We start from the raw sequence: 24,392 nt of genomic DNA, 5'->3' as shown, positions 1-24,392 counted from the left end.
AAGTCGATCACCGCGTCGATCTTGCGCAGCAGGTGATCTGCTGGAACAAGGCTCTCGAGCGTCACCATCTCGATCGCCGTCTGAACTGGAGCAGGTTTCTTCAACATGCCCCAGTGAATCAAAAACCTCCGGCTAACGCCAGAGGTTTGTCAGCAGTCTGAAGGGCGCGGATTTCTCCGCGCCCTTTTTGCCTGGCCAGGCGGTCCCACCCGACCGCCTTACCTGGCGTATTACTTGCGACGCAGATCGAAGCGATCGGCGTCCATGACCTTGTTCCAGGCAGCGATGAAGTCGTTGACGAACTTCGCCTGATTGTCCTGCTGGGCATAGACCTCCGAGATCGCACGCAGCTGCGAGTGCGAACCGAAGATCAGGTCGACGCGGGTACCGGTCCAGCGCAGGTCGCCGCTCTTGCGGTCGTAGCCCTCGAACAGCTCCTCGGCCTCCGAGACCGACTTCCACTTGGTCGCCATGTCGAGCAGGTTGACGAAGAAGTCGTTCGTCAGCTGACCCGGACGGTCGGTGAACACGCCGTGCTTGGAGCCCTTGTAGTTGGCACCGAGGACGCGCAGGCCGCCGACCAGAACCGTCATTTCCGGAGCGGTCAGAGTGAGCAGCTGGGCACGGTCGACCAGCATCTCCTCAGCTGTCACCGAGAAGCGGGTCTTCTGGTAGTTGCGGAAACCGTCAGCCTGCGGCTCAAGAACTTTGAAGCCGTCGATGTCCGTCTGCTCCTGCGAAGCGTCGGTGCGGCCCGGTGCGAACGGGACCGTCACTTCGTGGCCGGCAGCGCGGGCTGCAGCCTCGATACCGGCAGCGCCGCCGAGGACGATGAGGTCAGCGAGCGAGACCTTCTTGCCGTTGGTCTGCGCGGCATCGAACTCGGCCTTGATGCTCTCGAGAACCGAGAGAACCTTGGCGAGCTGCTCCGGCTCGTTGGCTTCCCAGTCCTTCTGCGGCAGAAGGCGGATGCGAGCGCCATTGGCACCGCCACGCTTGTCCGAGCCACGGAAGGTCGAGGCCGAGCACCATGCAGTCGACACGAGCTCAGCAACGGACAGGCCTGAAGCCAGGATCTTTACCTTGAGGGCAGCAATATCCGCGTCGTCGATCAGCGGGTGGTCGACAGCCGGAATCGGATCCTGCCAGACGAAGTCCTCGGCCGGAACTTCCGGACCGTAGTAGCGGGTCTTCGGACCCATGTCGCGGTGGGTCAGCTTGAACCAGGCCTTGGCGAAGGCCTCCTGGAACTCGTCCGGGTTCTCGAGGAAGTGACGCGCGATCTTCTCGTACTCAGGGTCGAAGCGCAGCGCGAGGTCGCTCGTCAGCATCGACGGGCCAATGCGCTGGTCCTTGTGGTGAGCGTGCGGAACGGTACCGTCGCCCATGCCGTGCTTCGGCTTCCACTGGTGTGCGCCTGCCGGGCTCTTGGTCAGCTCCCACTCATAGCCGAACAGGTTCCAGAGGAAGTTGTTCGTCCACTTGGTCGGGGTGGTCGTCCAGGTGACTTCCAGGCCCGAACCGATGGTGTCGGCGCCCTTGCCGGTGCCGAACTTGCTCGACCAGCCGAGGCCCTGCTCAGCGAGGCCAGCCGCTTCCGGCTCCGGACCGACGAGCGCAGCGTCGCCCGCGCCGTGGGTCTTGCCGAAGGTGTGGCCGCCGGCGATCAGCGCGACGGTCTCGTAGTCGTTCATGCCCATGCGGCCGAACGTGTCGCGGATGTCGCGGGCCGAAGCGATCGGGTCCGGGTTGCCGTTCGGGCCTTCCGGGTTGACGTAGATGAGGCCCATCTGGACGGCAGCGAGCGGGTTCTCGAGCTCGCGGTCACCCGAATAGCGCTGGTCTTCGAGCCACTTGCCTTCCGAACCCCAGTAGACGTCCTCTTCCGGCTCCCAGACGTCGGCGCGGCCGCCGGCGAAGCCGATGGTCTTCACGCCCATGTCCTCGAGCGCGACGGTGCCCGCGAGGATCATCAGGTCTGCCCAGGAAATCTTGTTGCCGTACTTCTGCTTGAGCGGCCAGAGCAAACGGCGGGCCTTGTCGAGGTTGACGTTGTCCGGCCAGCTGTTCAGCGGAGCGAAGCGCTGCTGACCCGTCTCGGCGCCACCGCGGCCGTCGCCGGTACGGTAGGTGCCGGCGCTGTGCCAGGCCATGCGGATGAAGAACGGGCCATAGTGACCGAAGTCGGCCGGCCACCACTCCTGCGAATCCTTCATCAGGGCGCGGAGGTCAGCCTTCAGGCCCTCATAGTCCAGCTTCTTGAACTCCTCGATGTAGTCGAAGTCCGGCTGCATCGGATTCGACTTCTGGGAGTGCTGGTGCAGAATCTTCAGGTTGAGCTGGTTCGGCCACCAGTCGCGATTCGAGCGCATCGCCGTGTTCGACGCGATCTTCGCCGCGCCGTGCGCGACCGGGCACTTGCCGGTGCTCTCGGGCGTCGTTTCGCTGTTTTCGTTTACCTCAAGCGCGTCCATCTGGATCTCCGGTTCTTGCAATTGCCGGCACGCCGGCGGGCCGGCGCACACGAAAAGCCGCTACCGCGCTCGAAACTTCGTTGCGCGGCTTGTTTGTCGTCAGTGGAGCGCTGCTTTCGCCGCTCTCCTGGGCGCCGCTCTCTGCGGCTGCCCTGCTCCCCCAGCGTCAATCTGGAATAATTCAAAACTAGTCGGCCCGACCGATAGTTTCAAATTGCCTTTTTCTATTTCCACTGATAACCTTATCTTATGATCAAGCTGACGATCCGCCAGATGGAATATTTTGAGGCCGTCACGCAGACGCTGCATTTCGGCCGCGCGGCCGAGATGGTCGGCGTCACGCAGCCAGCGCTGTCGACGCAGATTGCGGAAATGGAAGAAAAACTTGGCTGCAAGCTCTTCGAGCGGAGCGGCCGGACCGTGCATCTCACCGAGGACGCGCAGGCGCTGAAGCCGCGCATCGAGGCGGTGCTGGTGCAGACGCGGGAGATCGAGGCCTATGCGCAGCGCGGGCGCTCGGTCATGGCTGGCCGGTTCCGGCTTGGGATCATCCCGACGGTGGCCCCCTACCTCCTTCCCCGCCTGCTGCCTGCGCTGAAAGAGCAGTTCCCTGACCTGAACGTCGAGCTGCGCGAGGCCGTCACAGGCATCCTCATAGAGGAAACCGCGGCTGGACGCCTCGACGCGATGATTGCGGCGCTGCCGGTGGAACACCGGGCGCTGGTCGTCGAGCCGCTGTTCGAGGACCGTTTCTTCCTCGCTGTACCAGGCAACGACCCTGAATTCATCAACCCGCCAGTGCCCCCGGAGAGCCCTGCACTCGACAGGTTGATGCTGCTGGAAGAAGGCCACTGCATGCGCGAGCAGGCGCTGGCGGTGTGCACCAATGCCCGCCCGGCGGCAATTGCCAACTACGGTGCGACCAGCCTGACAACGCTCCTGCAGATGGTCGCGCACGGCCAGGGGGTGACGCTGATTCCGGAGATGGCCGTCACCGCCGGTCCGCAGATACCGGAGCTCAAGGTCGTGCCGTTTGCCGAGCCGACGCCCTTGCGGAAGATCGCGCTGGCATGGCGACGCAATTCGAGCCGCCAGGACGACTACGAGGCGGTTGCGGGCATCATCCGCGACGTCGCGTCTTCAGCGAAGCAAGTGCAGTGCTAGCGCGGCCCAGAGTACAATGACCGCTACGAATCCGACGAGGAAGGCCGGCTGACGATAGCGGATCCGGTTCGAGGTGACGTGGATGAAGGCGTGCAGGTAGCGCGAGATCGCGAACAGCCACGCAACCACAAGGACGAAAGTCCCGACACCGCCCGTTTCGTAGAGTGCGAGGCAGGCGATGTGGAAGAGCGGCGGCAGCTCAGTCTGGTTGGCGAGGCTGTTGCGAACGAACAGGCTCTGCGGCGGCTCCTCTCTGTTCTCCCGGAACTGGGAAATCTTCGCAGCGCCCTGCTCTACCGCCTGCTTGCGGCGCAGCCCCAGCAGGGCATAGAGGCAAATGACCAGCACCACATGAGCGATCATCGGCCAGAATATCGCGGTCTGTTGCATGACTTGCCTCCCCTAGCACGCGCCTCTCTAAGCTAGCGGTCGCGGCGGGAACGGCAATGCACGCCGCGGATTATTTCCCGGCCGCCAGCCGCAGCGGCTGCACGACAGAGTCGCGGCTCTGCTTCTTGCGGTAGAGGTGGCTGTCCGTCTGCGCGACAAGATCGCGGAACGACATGTTCGGCTTGCAGATCTGATGGCCGAGCGAAATCGAAAGGCAGATATCTGCCTCGCCGTTACGGGCGCGGAAGTTGCGTGCCGCCGCATCATTGACCGCGGCTGGCAGCGCATCGACATCGCGGATGCCGCCCGGGACGAAGGCGCAGAACTCGTCGCCGCCCATCCGCGCGATCAGGCTTTCCTCGCCCAGCACCTGCTTCAGCGCATCCGCCGCCGCAATAATCGCGTCGTCGCCGGCGAGATGGCCATACCGGTCGTTGATCGTCTTGAGGTAGTCCAGATCGGCGATGATGAAACTGCCGCCGATCCTGTGTCCACAGGCGGTTTCGAACTGCTCGATGAAGCTGCGCCGATTGAGGACGCCGGTCAGCGGATCGGTGTTGGCCCTGCGGGCGAGCCGGCTCGTCTCCCTCAAGAGCCTGCGGTAGGACAGCTCGAGACGTTCCAGCCGGCTGAACCAGACGAAACTGATCGGAGCCGCGATCATGAGCGGCAGCATGATACGAACCGCGACGGTGAGGTGGTCAGCTTCGACACCCAGGATCCAGCGTACGCCGGTCGAGATGCCGATCGACGCTGCTGCCGCGATCAGAGTAACCTGAGCTGTGCGAACCAGTACGGACCGCGAGAACCCTGCAAACTTCACGGGGACTTACTCAATGCATTGGGCCCGGGGCGCACGCGCGCGGCGGGGCGTTTCGGTTAGCAATGTCGAAGAGTTACCGGCAGCGGCGAAAAGCTCCGCCGCTGCCGGTTGCAGAATTTAGTCGACTGGAACGGCGTGCGCCGGTCTCAGATGCCGCCCGGATAATTCGGGCTCTCGCGGGTGATGGTCACGTCGTGTGCGTGACTCTCGCGCAGACCCGCATTGGAGATGCGGACAAAGGTCGCGCGGGTGCGCAGGTCGGGCAGCGTGGCCGCGCCGACATAGCCCATCGCCGCCTTAAGGCCGCCGACCAGCTGATGCAGGACGCCGGCAACCGGGCCCTTGTACGGAACCTGGCCCTCGATGCCTTCCGGCACGAGCTTCAGCGTGTCGCGCACTTCCGCCTGGAAGTAGCGGTCAGCCGAGCCGCGCGCCATTGCGCCGACCGAGCCCATGCCGCGATACGCCTTGAACGAGCGACCCTGGTGCAGGTAGACCTCGCCCGGGCTTTCCTCGGTGCCTGCGAGCAGCGAGCCGATCATCGCGCCGACCGCGCCGGCCGCGAGGGCCTTGGCAAGGTCGCCCGAGAATTTGATGCCGCCGTCGGCGATGATGCCGATGCCGTACTTGTCTGCTTCCTCGACCGCCGACATGATGGCCGACAACTGCGGAACGCCGACGCCCGCGACGATGCGGGTGGTGCAGATCGAGCCAGGCCCAATGCCGACCTTGACGCCGTCAGCGCCGGCTTCGATCAGGGCGCGGGTGCCTTCGGCGGTCGCGACGTTGCCGGCGAGGATGCGCACCGAGTTCGACAGCTTCTTGGCGCGGGTGACCGCGTCGAGCACGCGCTGCGAGTGGCCGTGGGCGGTGTCGATGACGAGGAGGTCGACGCCCGCGTCGATCAGGCGCTCAGCGCGCTCGAAGCCGTCGTCACCAACGCTGGTCGCAGCAGCAACGCGCAGGCGACCCTGGGCGTCCTTGGCGGCGTTCGGGTTGAGCTGCGACTTCTCCATGTCCTTGACGGTGATGAGACCGACGCACTGGCCGGCATCATCAACGACGAGGAGCTTTTCGATGCGGTGCTGGTGGAGAAGACGCTTGGCCTCGTCCTGGGCGACGTTTTCCTTCACGGTGACGAGGTTCTGATGCGTCATCAGCTCCCGCACCTTCTGGTTCGGGTCGGACGCGAAGCGAACGTCACGGTTGGTGAGGATGCCTACCAGCTTGCCGGTGGTGTGACCGCCCTTGCCGCCGTTCTCGACGACCGGAATGCCGGAAATGCCGTGCTCGCGCATCAGCGTCTGCGCATCGCCCAGCGTTGCGTCCGGGCCGATCGTCAGCGGATTGACGACCATGCCGCTCTCGAACTTCTTGACCTGGCGGACCTGCTCGGCCTGCTCTTCGGGGGTGAAGTTGCGGTGGATGACGCCGATACCACCCGCCTGGGCCATCGCGATGGCGAGGCGTGCGTCGGTCACCGTATCCATCGCCGCCGAAAGAATCGGGATGTTGAGCTCGATGTCGCGAGCAATGATGGTCGACACGTTGGTCTGGCCCGGCATCACTTCCGAGTGGGCGGGCTGCAACAGCACGTCGTCGAAGGTTAGTGCCAGGGCACCGGTTGCGGTCTCGATGATTTTTGCCATTGCCGATCCTCGTATCTGCGGATGCGCGGGAGGAGCCCGCGACCCTCTGGCCGGCGGCGACTCCGATACTTCCCTTTCAGGATGGCAAGGGCTGGTATCACGCGGATCGCGGAAAGGAAAGCGTCCTTGCGTCAGATAAGCTATGCAGAAAGCGTACGGCTCACAGCATCTGTCCAGCCGGAGAGCTTTTTCTTGCGCAGCGCAGGATCCATCGACGGCGTGAAACGGCAGTCGAGAGCCCACTTGTGCGAAAATTCCTCTGCATCCAGCCACACGCCCGCGCGCGAACCAGCAAGCCAGGCAGCGCCCAGCGCCGTTGTCTCGAGAATCGTCGGCCGATCCACAGGTGCGTCAAGAAGGTCAGCCAGACGCTGCATCGTCCAGTCGGAGGCGACCATGCCGCCATCGACTCGCAGAACGGTGTCCGACGGGCGGGCCTTCCAGTCCTTGTGCATCGCGACCAGCAGGTCATAGGTCTGGTACGCAACCGATTCGAGCGCCGCGCGCGCAAACTCCGCCGGGCCGGAATTGCGGGTAAGGCCAAAGATCGCGCCGCGCGCGTCCGCATCCCAGTGCGGCGCACCGAGCCCCACGAAGGCCGGCACGAGGTAGACGTTCTGCGTTTCGTCGGCCTCAGCGGCAAGCTCGCCGCTTTCCGAGGCCTTGCCGATCACCTTGATCCCGTCGCGCAGCCACTGCACCGCCGCACCGGCGATGAAGATCGAGCCTTCCAACGCATAGGTCGTCCTGCCGTTGAGGCGATAGGCGATCGTCGTCAGCAGGCGATTCTTTGAGCGCACCAGCTTCTCGCCGGTGTTGAGCAGCGCGAAGCAGCCGGTGCCGTAGGTCGACTTCATCATGCCCGGCTTGAAGCAGGCCTGACCGATCGTCGCCGCCTGCTGGTCGCCCGCAACGCCGAGGATCGGGATTTCCGCCCCGAACAGCGCCTTCTCGGTCACGCCAAAGTCGGCCGCGCAGTCCTTCACTTCGGGCAGCATCGCGCTCGGGATATCGAGGATCTTGAGAAGCTCGGCGTCCCAGTCGTTCGTCTCGATGTTGTAGACGAGCGTGCGCGAGGCGTTGGTGGCGTCCGTCACGTGTGCCTTACCGCCGGTCAGCCGCCAGATCAGGAACGAGTCGATGGTGCCGGCGAGAAGCTCGCCCTTCTCGGCGCGCTTCCTTGCTCCCTTCACCTTGTCGAGCAGCCAGGCGATCTTGGTGCCGGAGAAATACGGATCGAGCAGAAGGCCGGTCTTCTTGGTGAACTTCGGCTCCAGCCCCTGCTTCTTCAGCTTCTCGCACATGCGCGCGGTACGGCGGTCCTGCCAGACGATGGCGTTGTGGATCGCCTTGCCGGTCGCCTTGTCCCAGATGACGACCGTTTCCCGCTGGTTGGTGATGCCGATCGCCGCGACGTCGGAGGCCTCGAGCTTCGCGTCCTTCAGCGCCTTCTTCACCGACCAGACGGTGGTGTCCCAGATTTCCTCCGGGTCGTGCTCGACCCAGCCGGAGGCCGGATAGTGCTGGGTGAATTCCTTCTGGCCGATCGCCACGATCTGCATCTTGCCGTCGAAGATGATCGCGCGGCTGGAGGTGGTGCCCTGGTCGATGGCGAGAATGTATCCGCCCATGTCTCCTCCCGGCCCGTCCCGGCGGGCATTGTCTGATCGTGAAAGGCGCGCGGGCCGCTCAGCCCCGCAAATTCGAAAGTGACGCGAAAATTATCTGAAAGACAAAGGAAATCAAGGCGTCCTGACCGCCTCGGTCCCCAGCTTGTTCGTCTCGATCAGCTGCACTTCGGCCTCAACGCAGACCCTGCGCACGGCATCCACGGTGCACTCGTCGGTGATGAAGGTGTTCACCTGTGAGATGTGGCCGATACGAACCGGTGCGGTCCGCTCGAATTTGGTCGAGTCGGCGACGAGGATGACGTGGCGCGCATTGGCGAGGATCGCCTGCGCGACCTTCACCTCGCGAAAGTCGAAATCGAGCAGCGCCCCGTCATGGTCGATGGCCGAGGTGCCGATCACGGCATAGTCCACCTTGAACTGGCGGATGAAGTCGACGGCCGCCTCGCCGACAATGCCGCCATCCGAACCGCGCACGACGCCGCCGGCGATCACCACCTCGATCGAGGGGTAGACGCGCATCCTGTTGGCGACGTTGATGTTGTTGGTGATGACCATCAGCCCCTTGTGGTCGAGAAGCGCGTTGGAGACGGCTTCCGTGGTGGTGCCGATGTTGACGAACAGCGAGGCGTTGTCGGGAATGATCTTCGCCGCGGCGCGGCCGATCGCATCCTTTTCGTCGGCTGCGATCTTGCGCCTCGCCTCGTACTGGACGTTCTCGATGCCGGACGGGAACAGCGCGCCGCCATGAATGCGCGAAAGCAGCCGGCGGTCGCACAGCTCGTTCAGGTCCTTGCGAATTGTCTGCGGCGTCACGCCAAAATGTGCCGAGAGCTCTTCGACCAGCACGCGGCCATTATCCTTGGCCAAACGGATGATCTCTGCATGACGCGGTGGCAGATACATGCGGCTCCCTCTGTTTTCGCTTTTTTGCGCAGCTTAGCCAAAAGCGAAAGCGAAGGATAGCGCATTGAACGTAAGGTAAAGCAGACAGCCGGTCAGTCCCCTGGCTGTCTGCGAAAGTTCTATTCGGCCGCCTGTGCCGGCTTGATGACGCCGCGGCGGATCTGGTCTTCCTCGATCGACTCGAACAGGGCGCGGAAATTTCCCTCGCCGAAGCCCTCATCGCCCTTGCGCTGGATGAATTCGAAGAAGATCGGGCCGATGACGGTCTTCGAGAAGATCTGCAACAGGATCTTGGTCATGCCGCCATTCACAACGCCCTCGCCGTCGATCAGGATGCCGTGCTTCTTCATCCGCTCGATCGGCTCCTGGTGGCCGCGCACGCGCTCATGTGAGCGCTCATAGTAGGTGTCCGGCGGGCCGGGCATGAACTTGAGGCCGTTCTCCGCCAGCTTGTCGGTGGCGTCGTAGATTTCCTCGGTGCCCACGGCGATGTGCTGAATTCCCTCGCCCTTGTACTTGCGAAGGTATTCCTCGATCTGGCTGGTGTCGTCCTTCGACTCGTTGAGCGGGATGCGGATCTTGCCGCAAGGCGAGGTAATCGCGCGGCTGACGAGGCCGGTGATGCGCCCGTCGATGTCGAAGTAGTGGATCTGACTGAAGCCGAACAGGTTGCGGTAAAAGTCCCACCACTTGTCCATGTTGCCGCGATAGACGTTATGGGTCAGGTGGTCGAGATAGTAGAACCCGACGCCCTCGGGCTTCGGGTCGCGCTCGCCCAGCCACTCGAACTCGGCATCATAGGCCGACCCCTTCTCGCCGTACTCGTCGACGAAATAGAGCAGCGAACCGCCGATGCCGACGATGGCCGGCACGTCGAGCGCCTTGTCGTTGCCAAGGTAAGGCTGGGCGCCGCGCGCCACCGCATGCTCGAAGGCATGCTTCGCATCGACCACGCGCCAGGCCATCGACGGCGCGCACGGGCCATGCTCCTCGACAAAGCGCATGGCGTGCGAGCCGGGCTCTGCATTTACAAGGTAGTTGATGTCGCCCTGGCGCCAGAGGGTGATATTCTTCGTCCGGTGGCGGGCAACCTTCGTGTAGCCCATGCGAGCGAACAGATCCTCAAGCTTTCCGGACTCAGGATGGGAAAATTCCACAAACTCAAAGCCATCCGTACCGGCTGGATTTTGTTCTGATATGACGGCCGGCGGCGCGTCGTGTGGAAACGGTCCCATCCTGGCTCCTCCCTGAGCGAGTCCGAAAGATAAGGGAAGCATAACACCTGCCCCATGCGAGGTGCTTGCATACTCATGCCTGGATGCGGCACTCTGTGCACGGATCGTGCATCATCGAGGAGGATGCAGTCATGTCCGCGCAACTTGACGAATTCGACCGCAAGATCCTGTCGCTATTGCAGGACGACGCGCGCCTCACCAACAACGACCTGTCGGAGCGCGTGAACCTGTCGCCGTCGCAATGCTCACGGCGCCGGCAGCGGCTAGAAGAGGAAGGGCTTATCCGCGGCTACCGCGCCGTGCTCGACCGCGAGCGGCTCGGCTTTCCGCTGGTCAACGTCATTTCGGTGACACTGGCGACGCACAACCGCGACAATGCGCGGCGCTTTGCGGAACTATTGGAACGGCTACCGGAGGTGCAGGAGGCGCACGCGCTCACGGGCGAGATGGACTACATCCTGAAGGTGGTCACGCCCGACCTGAAGTCGCTGGCGACCTTCGTCAACGACGTCCTTCTGCCGCACGACTCAGTGCAGCACGTGAAGACGGCGATCGTCCTGCAGACACTGAAGGAAACGGGCGCGCTGCCGATCTGACAGCGCGCGAAGAGGGATCAGCCCTGAAGCTGCTCAACCAGCGCGTAGAGGTTGGTGCAGCGGGTGCCGGAACGGCAGTAGGCGAGAACCGGCTTCGGCAGCTCGGCCAGCGCCGCCTTCTGGTCGGCGACGTTCTCGTCGGTGATGTGGCCGCTGATGACCGGGATGTAACGGAACTCAAGGCCAGCCTCGGCCGCAGCCGCCGCGATCTCGTCATGCGGGACGGCGCCGTCCTCGGAGTCCGGACGGTTGGCGATGATGCTCCTGAACCCCGCTCCCTTGATCTTCGCCACCTGCTCGATGGCGATCTGCGGCGAGACGAAATAGTCCTCGGTGATCTGACGGAATTCCATGGCGGTCCCTTCGATTTCGGTTGGGCTCCATCTAGTTGTGCATCATGCCTTTGCCAAGGCAAAGCACGTTCATGGGACGCGCCAAAGTGGAAAAACGTTCCCGCCGCGGCGGCGCTACCATGCGTCAGCGGGAAAAGCTTCCGCCCTCGACCGCCAGTTTGCGCAGCAAAGGCGCAGGCTCGAACACCTTTTCGCCGGTCTTTCCGCGCCAGTGGTCGAGCCGCTCGACGATCTTCGAGATGCCTTCGAGGCCAGCCCAGAACATCGGCCCGCCCTTGCCAATGGGGAAGCCGTAGCCGTTGACCCAGACGACGTCGATATCCGACGCGCCGGCGGCAATGCCCTCCTCGAGTATGCGTGCACCCTCGTTCACCAGCGGGTAGAGCGTACGTTCGAGGATTTCCTGGTCGGAGATTTCACGGCGCTCGATACCCTGCGCCTTCGCCGTCTCCTCGATCAGTCGCGCGACCTCCGCATCCGGCTCCGGCGTGCGCGAACCTTCCGCGTAGCGGTAGAAGCCGCGGCCGGTCTTCTGGCCGAAATGGCCGTCGTCGGCGAGCGCATCGGCGATCAGCGCGCGCTGGCCGAGCACCTTGCGCTTGCGCCAGCCGATGTCGAGGCCCGCCATATCCATCATCGCGAACGGGCCCATCGGGAAGCCAAACTCGGTGAATACACGGTCGACCTGCTGCGGCGAAGCGCCTTCTAGCAGCAGCGGCTCGAGTTGATTGCCGCGGGCGGTCAGCATGCGGTTGCCGACGAAGCCCTGGCAGACGCCGACGACCACCGAGACCTTGCCGATCTTCCGGGCAACATCGAGCGCGGTTGCGATCACATCCGACGCGGTCTTCGCTGCGCGAACGATCTCCAGCAGCTTCATCACGTTTGCCGGCGAGAAGAAGTGGAGGCCGAGCACGTCCTGCGGCCGGCTGGTCACGGCAGCGATCTCGTTGACGTCGAGATAGGAGGTGTTGGTGGCAAGCACCGCACCGGCCTTCGCCACCTCGTCGAGCTTGCGGAAGACGTCGTGCTTGACCGCCATGTCCTCGAACACGGCCTCGATGATGAGGTCGCAATCGGCGAGCGCGCGGTAGTCTGTGGCGCGGGCAAGGCGCAACAGGCGGTTCTGCCGCTCCTCGTCCGATAGCGAACCGCGCGCGACGGAAGACGCGTAGGTCTTCTCGATGTTGGCGAAGCCGCGGTCGAGCGCCTCGTCGCTCATGTCGAGTACGACGACCTCGAAGCCGCCATTGGCGAAGGCCATGGCGATGCCGCCGCCCATCAGGCCAGCGCCGATGACCCCAACCTTCTTCACCGGGCGAACAGGCGTCTCCTTGCCGATGCCGTCGACCTTGGCCGCTTCCCGCTCGGCGAAGAACAGGTGGCGCTGCGCACGCGACTGGTCGCCCGAAACGAGCCGCAGGAAGGTCTCGCGCTCGGCCCTCAGCGCCTCATCGAACGGCATGGTGATGGCATTGCGCACAGCCTGCGCCGCCGCAACAGGTGCTTCCAACCCGCGCGATTTTTTCGTCAGGGCAGCGACGGCTGCATCGAAGGCTTCGAGGTTTGCGGCCTTCAACAGATCGTCACGCTCGCGAACTGCCTTATGCTGCCCCTGCCCTGCCTTGTCCCTTGCGAAAGCGATCGCCGTGGCGACGAGGTCATTTTCCGCGACAGCATCGATGATGCCGTATTCCAGCGCCTTCGCTGCACCGACCGGGTTGCCGGAGACGATCAGCTCGACCGCCTTTTCCGGCCCTGTCAGGCGCGGCAGACGCACCGTGCCGCCGGAGCCCGGGATGAGTCCAAGCTTCACCTCGGGAAGGCCAACCTTCGCCGCCTTGTCCGCGACGCGATAGTGGCAGGCGAGCGCAAGCTCCAGCCCGCCGCCCAGCGCGCTGCCGTGGATCGACGCAATGACCGGCTTCGACAGAGCCTCGAGCTGCGTGCAGAGCTGCGGCAGCGTCGGTTCGGCCAGCGCCACGGGCGTGCCGAATTCGCTGATGTCCGCCCCGGAGACGAAGGTGCGGCCGGCGCAGGTGAGCACGATCGCCTGAACACCGTCGTCACGATCGAGTTCTGCCAGCGCATCGCGCAGCGGCCCGCGCATGCGAAAGCTCAGAGCGTTGACCGGCGGGTTGTCGATGGTGACGACGACGATACCGCCGTCGCGTGCAACCGTGACCAGATTTTCCATTCGCTTCTCCTCCCCTTCGCGAATGCGCCGTCAGGCGCTTACTGCCAGCCGATTTCCTTCAGGAAACCGGTGATCAGCGCGATGGTCTGCTCCGGCTGTTCGACGCAGGGGATGTGCCCCGCGCCGTTGACGATCTCGAAGCGCGAGCCTTCGATCAGGTTCGCGGTGGTGCGAACAAGATCTGGCGGCGTCGAGCCGTCCTGGTCGCCGACGATGCACAGCACCGGCAGCTTCAGCATAGAGGTGGAGGCGGTGAGGTCCGCGTCGCGCAGCGCGGCGCAGGTGCCCGCATAGCCGTCGACCGGCGTGCGGGTGAGCATGTTGGTGTAGCCGGCGAAGTCCGGGTTTTCCGGAGAGCGGTAGCCGGGGGTGAACCAGCGTTCCATGATCGCGTCACCGATCGAGGCAATGCCGTTGGCATTGACGGCGTCGATGCGCGCGTTCCAGGCCTCGGTGGTGCCGATCTTGTGCGCCGTGTCGCAAAGGACCAGCGCCTTGACGAGGTCAGGACGCGCAGCGGCGATGCCCTGGGCGATCATGCCGCCGACGGAGAGGCCGACGACCACCGCCTGTTTCACGCCAAGATGGTCGAGCAGCGCCGCAAGGTCGCTGACGTGGTCGCCCATCCGGTAGGGCTGCGGCGTCGCCTCCGACAGGCCGTGGCCGCGCTTGTCGTAGAGCACCACGCGGTAGTTGGGCTCCAGCGCCGCGCTCACCTCGTTCCAGATACGGAAGTCCGTGCCGAGCGAGTTGGAGAACACCACCGTCGGGCCATCCGCCCTGCCACGGACTTCATGATGAAGGACGACGCCGTTGACGCGCGCGAATGCCATTCCAAACCTCCGAACTGAAACGTGTTTCGGGAGTAGGTCGAATGGCGGAAGCGGTCAATCGGCCAACGCCGAATTCTCCGTGCGATCGAGTGCGCCAAGGTCGAGTTCGTCCGGCAGCGGCGCGAAATAGGCGTCAACGGCCTCTTGGCTCACGTCGGTCAGCTCCGCAGGTTGCCACTTCGGCGAGTGGTCCTTGTCGATGATCACGGCGCGCACGCCCTCGTAGAAGTCGGCGCCCTTCTCGACGCGCGAGACGATGCGGTATTCGATGCGCATGCACTCCTCGAAGTCGACCTTCGCGCCCTCCTGCATCTGGCGCAGCGCGATCTTCAGGCTGTTCGGGGATTTCGAGCGGATGGTCGCCGCTTGCTTTTCGGCCCACTCGCCGCCTTCGTCGTCGAGACGTTCGAGGATTGCCTCGACCGTATCGGCCGAGAAGCAGCGGTCGATGACCTCCCGCATCTGCGCGACCGACGATTCACTTGTCGCCATGACGAAGGCGGGGATGGTCTCGTCGGGGTTGCCCTCCTCGCACAGCGCATCGGTCAGCGCCGGAATGTCGGCGGAGGCGACCGCATGCGTGGCAAAGCCGGCCCACAGCGCGTCGGTCTGGCCAAGCCGCGAGGCAGTCAGCGCAAGCCAGGTGCCGACCTTTCCCGGCATGCGCGGCAGGAAGTAGGTGCCGCCGACATCCGGGAAGAAGCCGATGCCTGTCTCGGGCATCGCGAACATCAGCTTTTCGGTCGCCACGCGATGGCTCCCGTGAACCGACAGGCCGACGCCGCCGCCCATGCAGATGCCGTCGAGCAGCGCGACATAGGGCTTCGGATAGGACTTGATGTAGGCGTTGAGGCGATATTCGTCGCGGTAGAAGGCGCGCATGGCCGGATCGCCCGCCCTGCCCCAGTCATGCAACTGGCGGATGTCGCCGCCGGCGCAGAAGGCCTTTTCGCCCTCGCCGCGAATCACGACGAGATCGACGTCGGGATCGGAAGCCCACTCGATGAGCTGCGGGTGCATCAGCGCCACCATGTTCGCATTCAACGCATTCAGCGCCTTCGGGCGATTGAGTGTGATGAGGCCGGCCCGCCCGCGCTTCTCGAACAGGATCTCCGCTTCGTCGTTCATGCTGATCACTCCCTTATGCGTGCCGAGCATAATCTGGATGTGGTCAGATGAAAGGCAACTCTTGGTGGTAAAATGAGGGAGGCCGACGCCGGCAGGTCATGCCGGCGTCCCCCGGAAACGTAGCGCCCCGCTACGCGTTCCGACGTTTGCCTTCCATCAGGTCGAGCACCCCGCGCGCTGCGTCAAGCACGTTGGTACCCGGCCCAAAGACGGCGGCGACGCCATGATCCAGCAGGTATTTGTAATCCTGCCGGGGCACGACGCCTCCGACCACGACGATCACATCCGTCGCGCCCCGCGACTTCAGTGCGTCAACCAGTTGCGGCGCGAGCGTCTTGTGGCCGGCCGCGAGCGAGGACATGCCGACGACATGAACCTTGCTGGCGACGGCGAGCTCGGCCGCCTCCTCCGGTGTCTGGAACAGCGGCCCGGCAACGACATCGAAGCCGATGTCGCCGAAGGCCGATGCGATGATCTTTGCGCCACGATCGTGGCCGTCCTGGCCGAGCTTGGCGACGAGTACCTTCGGGCGCTCGCCCAGCGTCTGCGTCAGGCCGTCGATGCGGTCGACCAGCGTCTGGTATTCCGGCTCGCCCTGGTAGGCGGCGCCGTAGACCTTCTTCACGACCTTCGGCTCGGCGGCATGGTCGCCGAACGCCTCGCGCATCGCGTCGGAGATTTCGCCGAGCGTCGCACGGGCGCGGGCTGCCTCAACGGCCGCCTCGAGAATGTTCCCCTTGCCGCTGCGCGCGACCTCACGAAGGTTCGCAAGCGCCTCTTCCCAGCGCTTCGGGTCGCGCTGGCGGCGAACCCGCTCAATGCGGGCGATCTGCGCCTCGCGCACCGCCTTGTTATCGACCTCGAGAATATCGAGCTCGTCCTCACTCTCGAGCCGGTACTTGTTGACGCCGACGATGACCTCGTCGCCGCGGTCGATCGCCGCCTGCTTGCGGGTCGCGGCTTCTTCGATCAGCCGCTTCGGCAGGCCCTCGATGACGGCCTTGGTCATGCCGCCCATCGCCTCAATTTCCTCGATCAGCGCCCAGGCCTTTTCGGCCAGTTCGTTGGTAAGGCTCTCGACGTAGTAGGAGCCGGCGAGCGGGTCGACGACCTTGGTCACGCCCGTCTCATGCTGCAGGATCAGCTGCGTGTTGCGGGCAATGCGCGCCGAGAATTCGGTCGGCAGCGCAATCGCCTCGTCGAGCGCGTTGGTGTGCAGCGACTGGGTACCGCCAAGCGCGGCCGAGAGCGCCTCATAGGCGGTACGGATCACGTTGTTGTACGGATCCTGCTCCTGCAGCGACACGCCCGAGGTCTGGCAGTGCGTGCGCAGCATCAGCGACGACGGCTTCTTCGGCTCGAACTCTTCCATGATACGCGACCACAAGAGGCGCGCGGCGCGCAGCTTGGCGATCTCCATGAAGAAGTTCATGCCGATGGCGAAGAAGAACGACAGGCGGCCGGCGAAGTCGTCGACGTTGAGGCCCTTCTTGAGCGCCGCGCGGACATATTCGCGACCGTCGGCCAGCGTGAAGGCGAGCTCCTGCACCAGCGTCGCCCCGGCCTCCTGCATGTGGTAGCCGGAGATCGAGATCGAGTTGAACTTCGGCATCTCCTTGGCCGTGTACTCGATAATGTCCGCAACGATGCGCATCGAGGGTTCCGGCGGGTAGATGTAGGTGTTGCGGACCATGAACTCCTTGAGGATGTCGTTCTGGATGGTCCCGGAGAGCTTTTCTCGCGGCACGCCCTGCTCTTCACCCGCGACGATGAAGCTGGCGAGGATCGGGATAACCGCGCCGTTCATGGTCATCGACACGGAAATCTCGCCGAGCGGGATGCCGTCGAACAGGATCTTCATGTCCTCGACGGAGTCGATCGCAACGCCCGCTTTGCCGACGTCGCCGACGACGCGCGGGTGGTCGCTGTCATAGCCACGGTGGGTGGCGAGGTCGAACGCGACCGAAACGCCCTGCTGACCGGCAGCCAGCGCCTTGCGGTAGAAGGCGTTAGACTCCTCCGCAGTCGAGAAGCCGGCATACTGGCGGATGGTCCATGGCCGGCCGGCATACATGGTCGCGCGCGGCCCGCGCACGAACGGCTTCAAGCCCGGCAGCGAGTCGAGGTGACCGATGCCCTGCAGGTCGTCGGCGGTGTAGAGCGGCTTGACCGGAATGCCTTCCGGCGTGTTCCACACCAGCGTGTCCGGGTCGCGCTTGATCTCCTTCTCGGCAAGCGCGCGCCACTTCTCGAGGTCGGGATTGGTCATGACACGCTCCCCTGGTTTGAAGAAGTCAAAAGCTTTGCGGTGGCGGCGTGATACCCCCACCCCTTACCCCTCCCCACAAGGGGGAGGGGGACCTTGTTGCCAAGTGCAGTTCTGGAAAGCGTTCGCCTGGCTCTGGCGTAGCCCAACTCCCCTCCCCCTTGTGGGGAGGGGTAAGGGGTGGGGGTCAAGAGGAAGTTCATCACTCGAACTCCATGATCAGCTCATCGACGGCCAGGCTTGCACCCGGCTCGACGGCGATTTTCTTGACGATGCCGCGGCGCTCGGCGCGCAGCACGTTTTCCATCTTCATGGCCTCGACGGTCGCGAGCGCCTGACCTTCCTGAACCTCGTCACCTTCCTTGACCGCGATCGATGTGATGACGCCTGGCATCGGGCAAAGCAGCATCTTCGAGGTATCCGGCGGAAGCTTGACCGGCATCAGCCTTGCAAGCTCGGCAACGCGCGGGGTGCGCACGTGCACCTTCTCGTCGATGCCGCGCCAGCGCAGGCGAAAGGCGGAGTTGACCGCCTGGACCTTCACGCCGATGCGCCTGCCGTTGACGAGGAAGTGCGCGTGGGTGCGGCCCGGCAGCCAGTCCGAGGTGACGGCAAGCGTCTCACCATCCTCGAAGCTGACGACCGTGCGCGATGCGTCGTCCTTGATCGTCACCGGGATCCACTGGCCGGCGAAGCTGACCATCCATTCGTGGCCGACCTTGCGGGCGTGGTTGGCAAGCGTGCCGGAAATCAGCACCGCGCGGCGCTGCGAGCGGAAGTTGATGAAGGCAGCAACAGCCGTGAGAACGCGCGAGGCCTCCGCGTCCGGCTGGACGCCGGCAAAGCCCTCCGGCCACTCCTCGGCGATGAAGGCGGTGGTCAGCCGGCCTTCCCTGAAGCGCGGGTGCTCCATAACCGCCGACAGGAAGGGCAGGTTGTGGCCGATGCCTTCGACCTCGAAGTCGTCCAGCGCCTGCGACATCGCCGCCACCGCCTTGTCGCGGGTCGGCGCCCAGGTGCAGAGCTTGGCGATCATCGGGTCGTAGTACATCGAGATCTCGCCGCCCTCGAATACGCCCGTGTCGTTGCGGATGATCGTGCCGTCGTCCTGCGCGCCCTCTTCCGGCGGCCGATAGCGCGTCAGGCGGCCGATCGACGGCAGGAAGTTGCGGTACGGATCCTCGGCATAGAGGCGGCTCTCGATCGCCCAGCCATTGAGCTTGACGTCATCCTGGCCGAGCTTGAGCTTTTCGCCGGCCGCGACGCGGATCATTTCTTCCACGAGGTCGATGCCGGTGATGAGCTCGGTGACCGGATGCTCCACCTGCAGGCGGGTGTTCATCTCGAGGAAGTAGAAGTTGCGGTTGCCGTCGACGATGAACTCGACGGTGCCGGCCGAGTGGTAGCCGACGGCCTTCGCCAGCGCGACGGCCTGCTCACCCATCGCCTTGCGGGTCGCGGCGTCCAGGAACGGCGACGGCGCCTCCTCGACGACCTTCTGGTTGCGGCGCTGGATCGAACACTCGCGCTCGCCGAGATAGATGACGTTGCCGTGCTTGTCGCCCAGCACCTGGATCTCGATGTGGCGCGGCTGGGTGACGAACTTCTCGATGAAGATGCGGTCGTCACCGAACGACGACTTCGCCTCGTTCTTCGAGGACTGGAACCCTTCGCGGGCTTCCTCGTCGTTCCAGGCAATGCGCATGCCCTTGCCGCCGCCGCCGGCGGAGGCCTTGATCATCACCGGATAGCCGATGGAACTCGCAATACGCACGGCCTCGTCGGCATCCTCGATCAGGCCCATGTGGCCCGGCACGGTGTTCACCTTCGCCTCGGCCGCGAGCTTCTTCGAGGTGATCTTGTCGCCCATCGCCTCGATCGCGCGGACCGGCGGACCGATGAAGGTGACGCCTTCCTTCTCGAGCGCCTCGGCGAACTTCGAGTTCTCCGACAGAAAGCCGTAGCCCGGATGCACGGCATCGGCACCCGTTTGGCGGATCGCGTCGATGATCTTCTCGATGACGATGTAGGACTGGCTGGACGGCGCGGGGCCGATGTGGACCGCCTCGTCGGCCTGCTTCACATGCAGCGCGTCGCGGTCGGCATCCGAATAGACGGCGACCGTCTTGATGCCCAGCTTCTTAGCGGTGCGGATGACGCGGCAGGCGATTTCACCGCGATTGGCAATGAGGATCTTCTTGAACATTACAGGTCTCCAATCCTCACGGGCTCAGTCCCTGAACTTCTTTTCATAGGGCATGGTGATGATGGCTGATGCCGCCACCACGCCGCCGAAAACCGCGGCGAAGGGGACGACGAGCAAGAGGGTGCCAATGATCTGGTGCGACGAGCGGGCGATGCGGGTGCCGATGCCGCCCGCGTCGAACCAGATGATCGCGATCGCGACCAGCGCGCCCATCAACGCGCCGGCGGCGGCGTTCATTGCCAGGTACATCAGCATTTCGCGATGATCCCGACGGGCTGCTTCCGGTGTGAGCTTCGGCTTGTTCATCTCAAGACCTCGTCACAGCGGCATCGTGTCGTGCTTCTTCCAGGGCTGCTCCTGCTTCTTGGTGCGAAGCATCGCGAATGCCCTGGCGATGCGGCGGCGCGATGAATGCGGCATGATCACCTCGTCGATGAAGCCGCGCTCCGCCGCCTTGAACGGGTTGGCGAAGTTGACCTCGTACTCCTTGGTGCGCGCGGCGATTTTCTCGGCATCGCCGAGTTCCGAGCGGTACAGGATCTCGGTCGCGCCCTTGGCGCCCATCACCGCGATTTCGGCGGTCGGCCAGGCGTAGTTGATGTCGGCGCCGATGTGCTTGGAGGCCATGACGTCATAGGCGCCGCCATAGGCTTTGCGGGTGATCAGCGTGACCATCGGCACGGTTGCCTGCGAATATGCAAACAGCAGCTTCGCGCCATGCTTGATGACGCCGCCATATTCCTGCGCCGTGCCCGGCAGGAAGCCCGGCACGTCGACCAGCGTCAGGATCGGGATGTTGAAGGCATCGCAGAAGCGCACGAAGCGCGCGGCCTTGCGCGAGGAGTCGATGTCGAGACAGCCCGCGAGCACCATCGGCTGGTTGGCGACGACGCCGACCGTCTGACCCTCCATGCGCATCAGGCCGATGATGATGTTCTTGGCGTAGGCTTCCTGGATCTCGAAGAAGTCGCCCTCATCGGCTAGCGCGAGGATGAGCTCCTTCATGTCGTAGGGCTTGGTGGCCGAGTCCGGGATCAGCGTGTCGAGCTTCATGTCGATGCGCGCCGGATCGTCGTGGAACGGGCGCACCGGCGGCTTTTCGCGGTTCGACAGCGGCAGGAAGTCGAAAAGGCGACGAACCTGCTCCAGCGCCTCGATGTCGTCGTCATAGGCGCCATCGGCAACCGAGGACTTCTGCGTATGCGTGCGCGCGCCGCCCAGTTCTTCGGCAGTGACGATCTCGTTGGTCACCGTCTTCACGACGTCCGGCCCGGTGACGAACATGTAGGAGGAGTCGCGAACCATGAAGATGAAGTCGGTCAGCGCCGGCGAATAGACCGCGCCGCCAGCGCACGGGCCCATGATCACCGAAATCTGCGGGATGACGCCCGAGGCTTCCGAGTTACGGCGGAAGACTTCCGCGTAGCCCGCAAGCGAGGCAACGCCTTCCTGGATGCGGGCGCCGCCGGAGTCGTTGAGACCGATGACCGGCGCGCCATTGCGCATCGCCATGTCCATGATCTTGCAGATCTTCTGCGCGTGGGTCTCGGACAGCGAGCCGCCGAGGACGGTAAAATCCTGCGAGAAGACGTAGACCATGCGGCCGTTGATGGTACCCCAGCCGGTGACGACGCCATCGCCGGGATACTGCTGCGCGGCCATGCCGAAATCCACCGCGCGGTGGGTCACGTACATGTCGTACTCTTCAAACGAGCCTTCATCGAGAAGAACCTCGATGCGTTCGCGCGCGGTCAGCTTGCCCTTGGCATGTTGTGCCGCGATGCGCTTCGGACCGCCGCCCTCCCAGGCTTTGGCGCGGCGCTCGGCCAGTTGTTCCAGTATTTCACGCATCAGCGGCAGCCTCGTCTTCTGTGATCTGGATCGTCTGCATCAGGAAACTTCTGCAACGACTATAGCGGATGGTTTGCCGGCTTGTGCGCTTAACGCTTCCGGGCCGGTCAGAAAACCCTTGAAAGGGCGCAAACGCGTAAAGTACAATTCGCAACATTGTAAATTGCGAAATTGCGAATGCAGCGATCCAAGCTCTTCATCGGCCGCAAGATCCGCGACCTGCGCGAAGCCAACCGCCTGACCCAGGCGCGGTTTGCCGAACGCATCGGCATCTCGACCAGCTATCTCAACCAGATCGAGAACAACCAGCGTTCTGTCTCGGCCGGTGTGCTGCTGTCACTTGCGGAAAACTTCCGGGTCGACATTTCCGAGTTCTCGGCGGGCGAAAGCGAGCGGCTGCTGTCGGCGCTGTCGGAGGCGATCAGCGATCCGCTGTTCGACACGTTCCGGCCGTCGCTGCAGGAAATGAAGATGGTGGTGCAGAATGCGCCGGGCTTTGCTCATGCGCTGATTGCCGCCCACGAGGCCTACCGGCGCAATTCGGAGCAGCTTGCGAGCGTCGACGACACTCTGGGCAGATCGGCTGCAGCCGAGCCCACCCCCTACGACGAGGTGCGCGACTTCTTTCACTTCGTCGACAATTACATCCACGACCTCGACATCGCCGCCGAGGACCTCGCGGCAAAGCTGGGCATCCCTGAGCGAGATCCTTCCGCCGCGCTGCCGGACTATCTCGAACGCCGGCACGGCATCCGCACCACCCGCGCCAGCACCGACGAGCAAGCGCTGCGCCGCTACGACCCCGACCGGAAGCTCCTCTATCTCGACCCGTTCTCGCCGGTCTCCACCCGCAGCTTCCAGACCGCGTTCCAGATCGGCACGCTGGAAATGACGTCGACGATCAACGCGGTCACAGAAAGCGCGGGCTTTCGCACGCCCGAGGCAAAGGCCATTTGCAAGATCGGCCTTGCCAACTATTTCGCCGGGGCGCTGATGATGCCCTACGAGGCGCTGATGGCGTCTGCCCGCGAGCTGCGCCATGACCTCGAATTGCTTGCCATGCGCTTCGGAGCCAGCGTCGAGCAGGTGTCGCACCGGCTGTCGACGCTGCAGCGGCCGGGCCGCAAGGGCATCCCGATCTTCTTCGCGCGCATCGACCGCGCCGGCAACATCACCAAGCGCCACAGCGCCGCCAAGCTTCAGTTCGCGCGCTTTGGTGCCGCCTGCCCGCTCTGGAACGTGCATCAGGCCTTCGAGCAGCCCGGCCGCATCATCCGCCAGCTCGCGGAGACCCCGGACGGAGTGCGCTACCTGTGCCTTGCCACCGAGATCAGCAAGGGCGGCGGCGGTTTTCGCGCGCCGCAGCGGCGCTATGCGATCGCCGTCGGCTGCGAGGTGACCCACGCGCGCGACTTCGTCTATGCCGACGACCTCGACATCGATAACCGCGCCGCCTTCGATCCGATCGGCATTTCCTGCCGCATCTGCGAGCGGGTCAACTGCACCCAGCGCGCCGTCCCGCCACTCAAGCGACGACTGGTGGTGGACCCGAATGTTCGGGGAGCGGTGCCGTACCGGCTCGATTGAGGGGCGTTCCTTCCTATGTGCGGGCGCGCCGCGCTTCACGAGCCCGCTGCACCATGCTTCGCATGGTCCCCCCATAAATGGGGGAGGATCCGGGCGTGCCGGTGGAGATGGAAGACGCAAGTGTCCGGCGACGGGCAATACATTCTCAAGCAAAGCCACGAAACCAGCTGATCAGTTCTCGACGCGACCGAACTGAAGGCCACGCCGGGGATCCTCCCCTGCGAAGCGGGGGAGGTGACGCCGAAGGCGGCGGAGGGGGCTGCCGGGCACTGTCCAAGGTAGATGAGGAGCTCTAGACCTGCGCAATCGGCCCCACCCTTCGCGGAGCCGCGCAAGAAGGTAACGCCGCCCCTGTTCTTCCCCGCTGGTGAGCCGGAAACGTTCCGGCATGGATACCCCGGTCGAGCCGGGGTATGACGAGGTGGAAGCGCAACAAGAAACTGGCGAGACGAGTGCGACGTCACTGTCGGTAGTCGGTAACGTGAGACCGCGACACCAAAACCTCGTCATCCCCGCCAAGCCCGCGATGCGGGCGCGAGCAGGAGATCCATGCCTGAACATCTCCACCCCACCGGCAGTCGCGCACTCGCTGCCATGCTCATCCGTCGCCCTCCGGACCCTACGCGCACCTTAGCAAAGGCCCAGCGAACAAATACGGCCACCGCCCCTGTTCTTCACCGCTGCTGAACCGGAAAGGTTCAGGCATGGATACCCCGGTCGAGTCGGGGTATGACGAAGTGGAAGCGTATCAGCCACGAAGTGTCAGCGTCGGCGCACCTCGCACGTCAGCATCGCGAGGCTGGTAAAACGGCGTACCCGGTGGTGGCGAGACAGGTCGACGAGGACAAGTGCTCAGGCACGACATCAGCGACTATCCCCGACATCTATACCTCGTCATCCCCGCCAAGCCCGCGAAGCGGGCGCGAGCAGGGGATCCTGTGTGTTTGCGGAGGTGTAGAATGGTTGCGGGAAGGAGGCCGMKGGSATCCTGGTCGCCTCCGCTTGGGAAAGCAGACCGTGGCATGGCCTGGCCCCTTCCCGCAGTGCTGCTTTGAACCTGAACAGTTGCACGAGGCTGCTTACCCAGACCTCGCACCACAGGAACA

18 protein-coding genes are annotated in these 24,392 nt (G+C 64.2%); 3 read left to right on the top strand and 15 right to left on the bottom strand.

The annotated features are described in order from the left end of the window. Window positions 1–230 precede the first annotated feature (230 nt). Window positions 231–2,474 (bottom strand): catalase/peroxidase HPI, encoded by a 2,244-nt coding sequence (gene katG, locus L610_RS14500; RefSeq protein ID WP_144705936.1) that lies wholly within the window; start codon window positions 2,472–2,474, stop codon window positions 231–233. A gap of 249 nt (window positions 2,475–2,723) precedes the next feature. Here katG and L610_RS14495 point away from each other — a divergent pair, with 249 nt between their 5' ends. Next, window positions 2,724–3,638, top strand: a complete 915-nt coding sequence (locus L610_RS14495) for a hydrogen peroxide-inducible genes activator (RefSeq protein WP_024849666.1) — start codon at window positions 2,724–2,726, stop codon at window positions 3,636–3,638. Here the strand turns inward: L610_RS14495 and L610_RS14490 are convergent. The 6 genes from L610_RS14490 to hppD all read right to left on the bottom strand — a co-directional run bounded on the left by L610_RS14490 (window position 3,615) and on the right by hppD (window position 10,269). Next, window positions 3,615–4,028, bottom strand: coding sequence for an MAPEG family protein (locus L610_RS14490; protein ID WP_024849665.1), 414 nt, complete (start codon window positions 4,026–4,028; stop codon window positions 3,615–3,617). The genes L610_RS14495 and L610_RS14490 overlap by 24 nt on opposite strands. Before the next feature lie 70 nt (window positions 4,029–4,098). Continuing rightward, window positions 4,099–4,851 (bottom strand): GGDEF domain-containing protein, encoded by a 753-nt coding sequence (locus tag L610_RS14485; protein WP_024849664.1) that lies wholly within the window; start codon window positions 4,849–4,851, stop codon window positions 4,099–4,101. A gap of 146 nt (window positions 4,852–4,997) precedes the next feature. Continuing rightward, window positions 4,998–6,500, bottom strand: coding sequence for an IMP dehydrogenase (gene guaB, locus L610_RS14480; protein ID WP_024849663.1), 1,503 nt, complete (start codon window positions 6,498–6,500; stop codon window positions 4,998–5,000). A gap of 140 nt (window positions 6,501–6,640) precedes the next feature. Beyond that, on the bottom strand, window positions 6,641–8,131 hold the full coding sequence (gene glpK, locus L610_RS14475) for a glycerol kinase GlpK (RefSeq protein ID WP_144705934.1): 1,491 nt from the start codon (window positions 8,129–8,131) through the stop codon (window positions 6,641–6,643). 111 nt (window positions 8,132–8,242) lie between these two features. Further along, entirely contained in the window at window positions 8,243–9,034 is a 792-nt protein-coding gene (locus L610_RS14470) for a DeoR/GlpR family DNA-binding transcription regulator (protein WP_144705932.1), read from the bottom strand. A 119-nt stretch (window positions 9,035–9,153) separates the two neighbouring features. Next, the gene (gene hppD / locus L610_RS14465) at window positions 9,154–10,269 is read right to left on the bottom strand and encodes a 4-hydroxyphenylpyruvate dioxygenase (protein ID WP_144705930.1); all 1,116 of its coding nucleotides are present in this window, start codon (window positions 10,267–10,269) and stop codon (window positions 9,154–9,156) included. Between the two features lie 131 nt (window positions 10,270–10,400). Here hppD and L610_RS14460 point away from each other — a divergent pair, with 131 nt between their 5' ends. Continuing rightward, on the top strand, window positions 10,401–10,865 hold the full coding sequence (locus L610_RS14460) for an Lrp/AsnC family transcriptional regulator (protein ID WP_024849659.1): 465 nt from the start codon (window positions 10,401–10,403) through the stop codon (window positions 10,863–10,865). Window positions 10,866–10,882: 17 nt separating this feature from the next. Here L610_RS14460 and L610_RS14455 read toward each other — a convergent pair whose 3' ends face one another. The 8 genes from L610_RS14455 to L610_RS14420 all read right to left on the bottom strand — a co-directional run bounded on the left by L610_RS14455 (window position 10,883) and on the right by L610_RS14420 (window position 21,699). Next, entirely contained in the window at window positions 10,883–11,218 is a 336-nt protein-coding gene (locus L610_RS14455; RefSeq protein ID WP_144705928.1) for a TIGR01244 family sulfur transferase, read from the bottom strand. Between the two features lie 124 nt (window positions 11,219–11,342). After that, on the bottom strand, window positions 11,343–13,415 hold the full coding sequence (locus L610_RS14450) for a 3-hydroxyacyl-CoA dehydrogenase NAD-binding domain-containing protein (RefSeq protein WP_144705926.1): 2,073 nt from the start codon (window positions 13,413–13,415) through the stop codon (window positions 11,343–11,345). Between the two features lie 38 nt (window positions 13,416–13,453). After that, a complete protein-coding gene (pcaD, locus tag L610_RS14445; protein ID WP_024849656.1) occupies window positions 13,454–14,248 on the bottom strand; it encodes a 3-oxoadipate enol-lactonase in 795 nt (264 codons plus the stop codon). Window positions 14,249–14,302: 54 nt separating this feature from the next. Next, window positions 14,303–15,376: an enoyl-CoA hydratase/isomerase family protein gene (locus tag L610_RS14440; protein WP_144705925.1), complete on the bottom strand. Its 1,074-nt coding sequence runs from the start codon at window positions 15,374–15,376 to the stop codon at window positions 14,303–14,305. A gap of 130 nt (window positions 15,377–15,506) precedes the next feature. Continuing rightward, window positions 15,507–17,645 carry a methylmalonyl-CoA mutase gene (scpA, locus tag L610_RS14435; protein ID WP_024849654.1) on the bottom strand — a complete coding sequence of 713 codons (2,139 nt, stop codon included), beginning with the start codon at window positions 17,643–17,645 and terminating at the stop codon, window positions 15,507–15,509. Between the two features lie 199 nt (window positions 17,646–17,844). Continuing rightward, window positions 17,845–19,848 carry an acetyl-CoA carboxylase biotin carboxylase subunit gene (gene accC / locus L610_RS14430; protein ID WP_144705923.1) on the bottom strand — a complete coding sequence of 668 codons (2,004 nt, stop codon included), beginning with the start codon at window positions 19,846–19,848 and terminating at the stop codon, window positions 17,845–17,847. A 24-nt stretch (window positions 19,849–19,872) separates the two neighbouring features. After that, complete coding sequence (locus L610_RS14425) at window positions 19,873–20,154, bottom strand: hypothetical protein (protein ID WP_024849652.1); 282 nt, start codon at window positions 20,152–20,154, stop codon at window positions 19,873–19,875. Window positions 20,155–20,166: 12 nt separating this feature from the next. Then, window positions 20,167–21,699, bottom strand: a complete 1,533-nt coding sequence (locus L610_RS14420) for an acyl-CoA carboxylase subunit beta (protein WP_144705921.1) — start codon at window positions 21,697–21,699, stop codon at window positions 20,167–20,169. 177 nt (window positions 21,700–21,876) lie between these two features. Here L610_RS14420 and L610_RS14415 point away from each other — a divergent pair, with 177 nt between their 5' ends. Further along, complete coding sequence (locus L610_RS14415) at window positions 21,877–23,286, top strand: short-chain fatty acyl-CoA regulator family protein (RefSeq protein ID WP_024849650.1); 1,410 nt, start codon at window positions 21,877–21,879, stop codon at window positions 23,284–23,286. Window positions 23,287–24,392: the final 1,106 nt, after the last annotated feature.

The sequence above is a fragment of the Aminobacter sp. J44 genome (genome assembly GCF_007829415.1).
Lineage (GTDB): Bacteria > Pseudomonadota > Alphaproteobacteria > Rhizobiales > Rhizobiaceae > Aerobium.
Note: the sequence above shows the minus strand (reverse complement) of the source record. Positions and strands in the feature narration are given on the sequence as shown.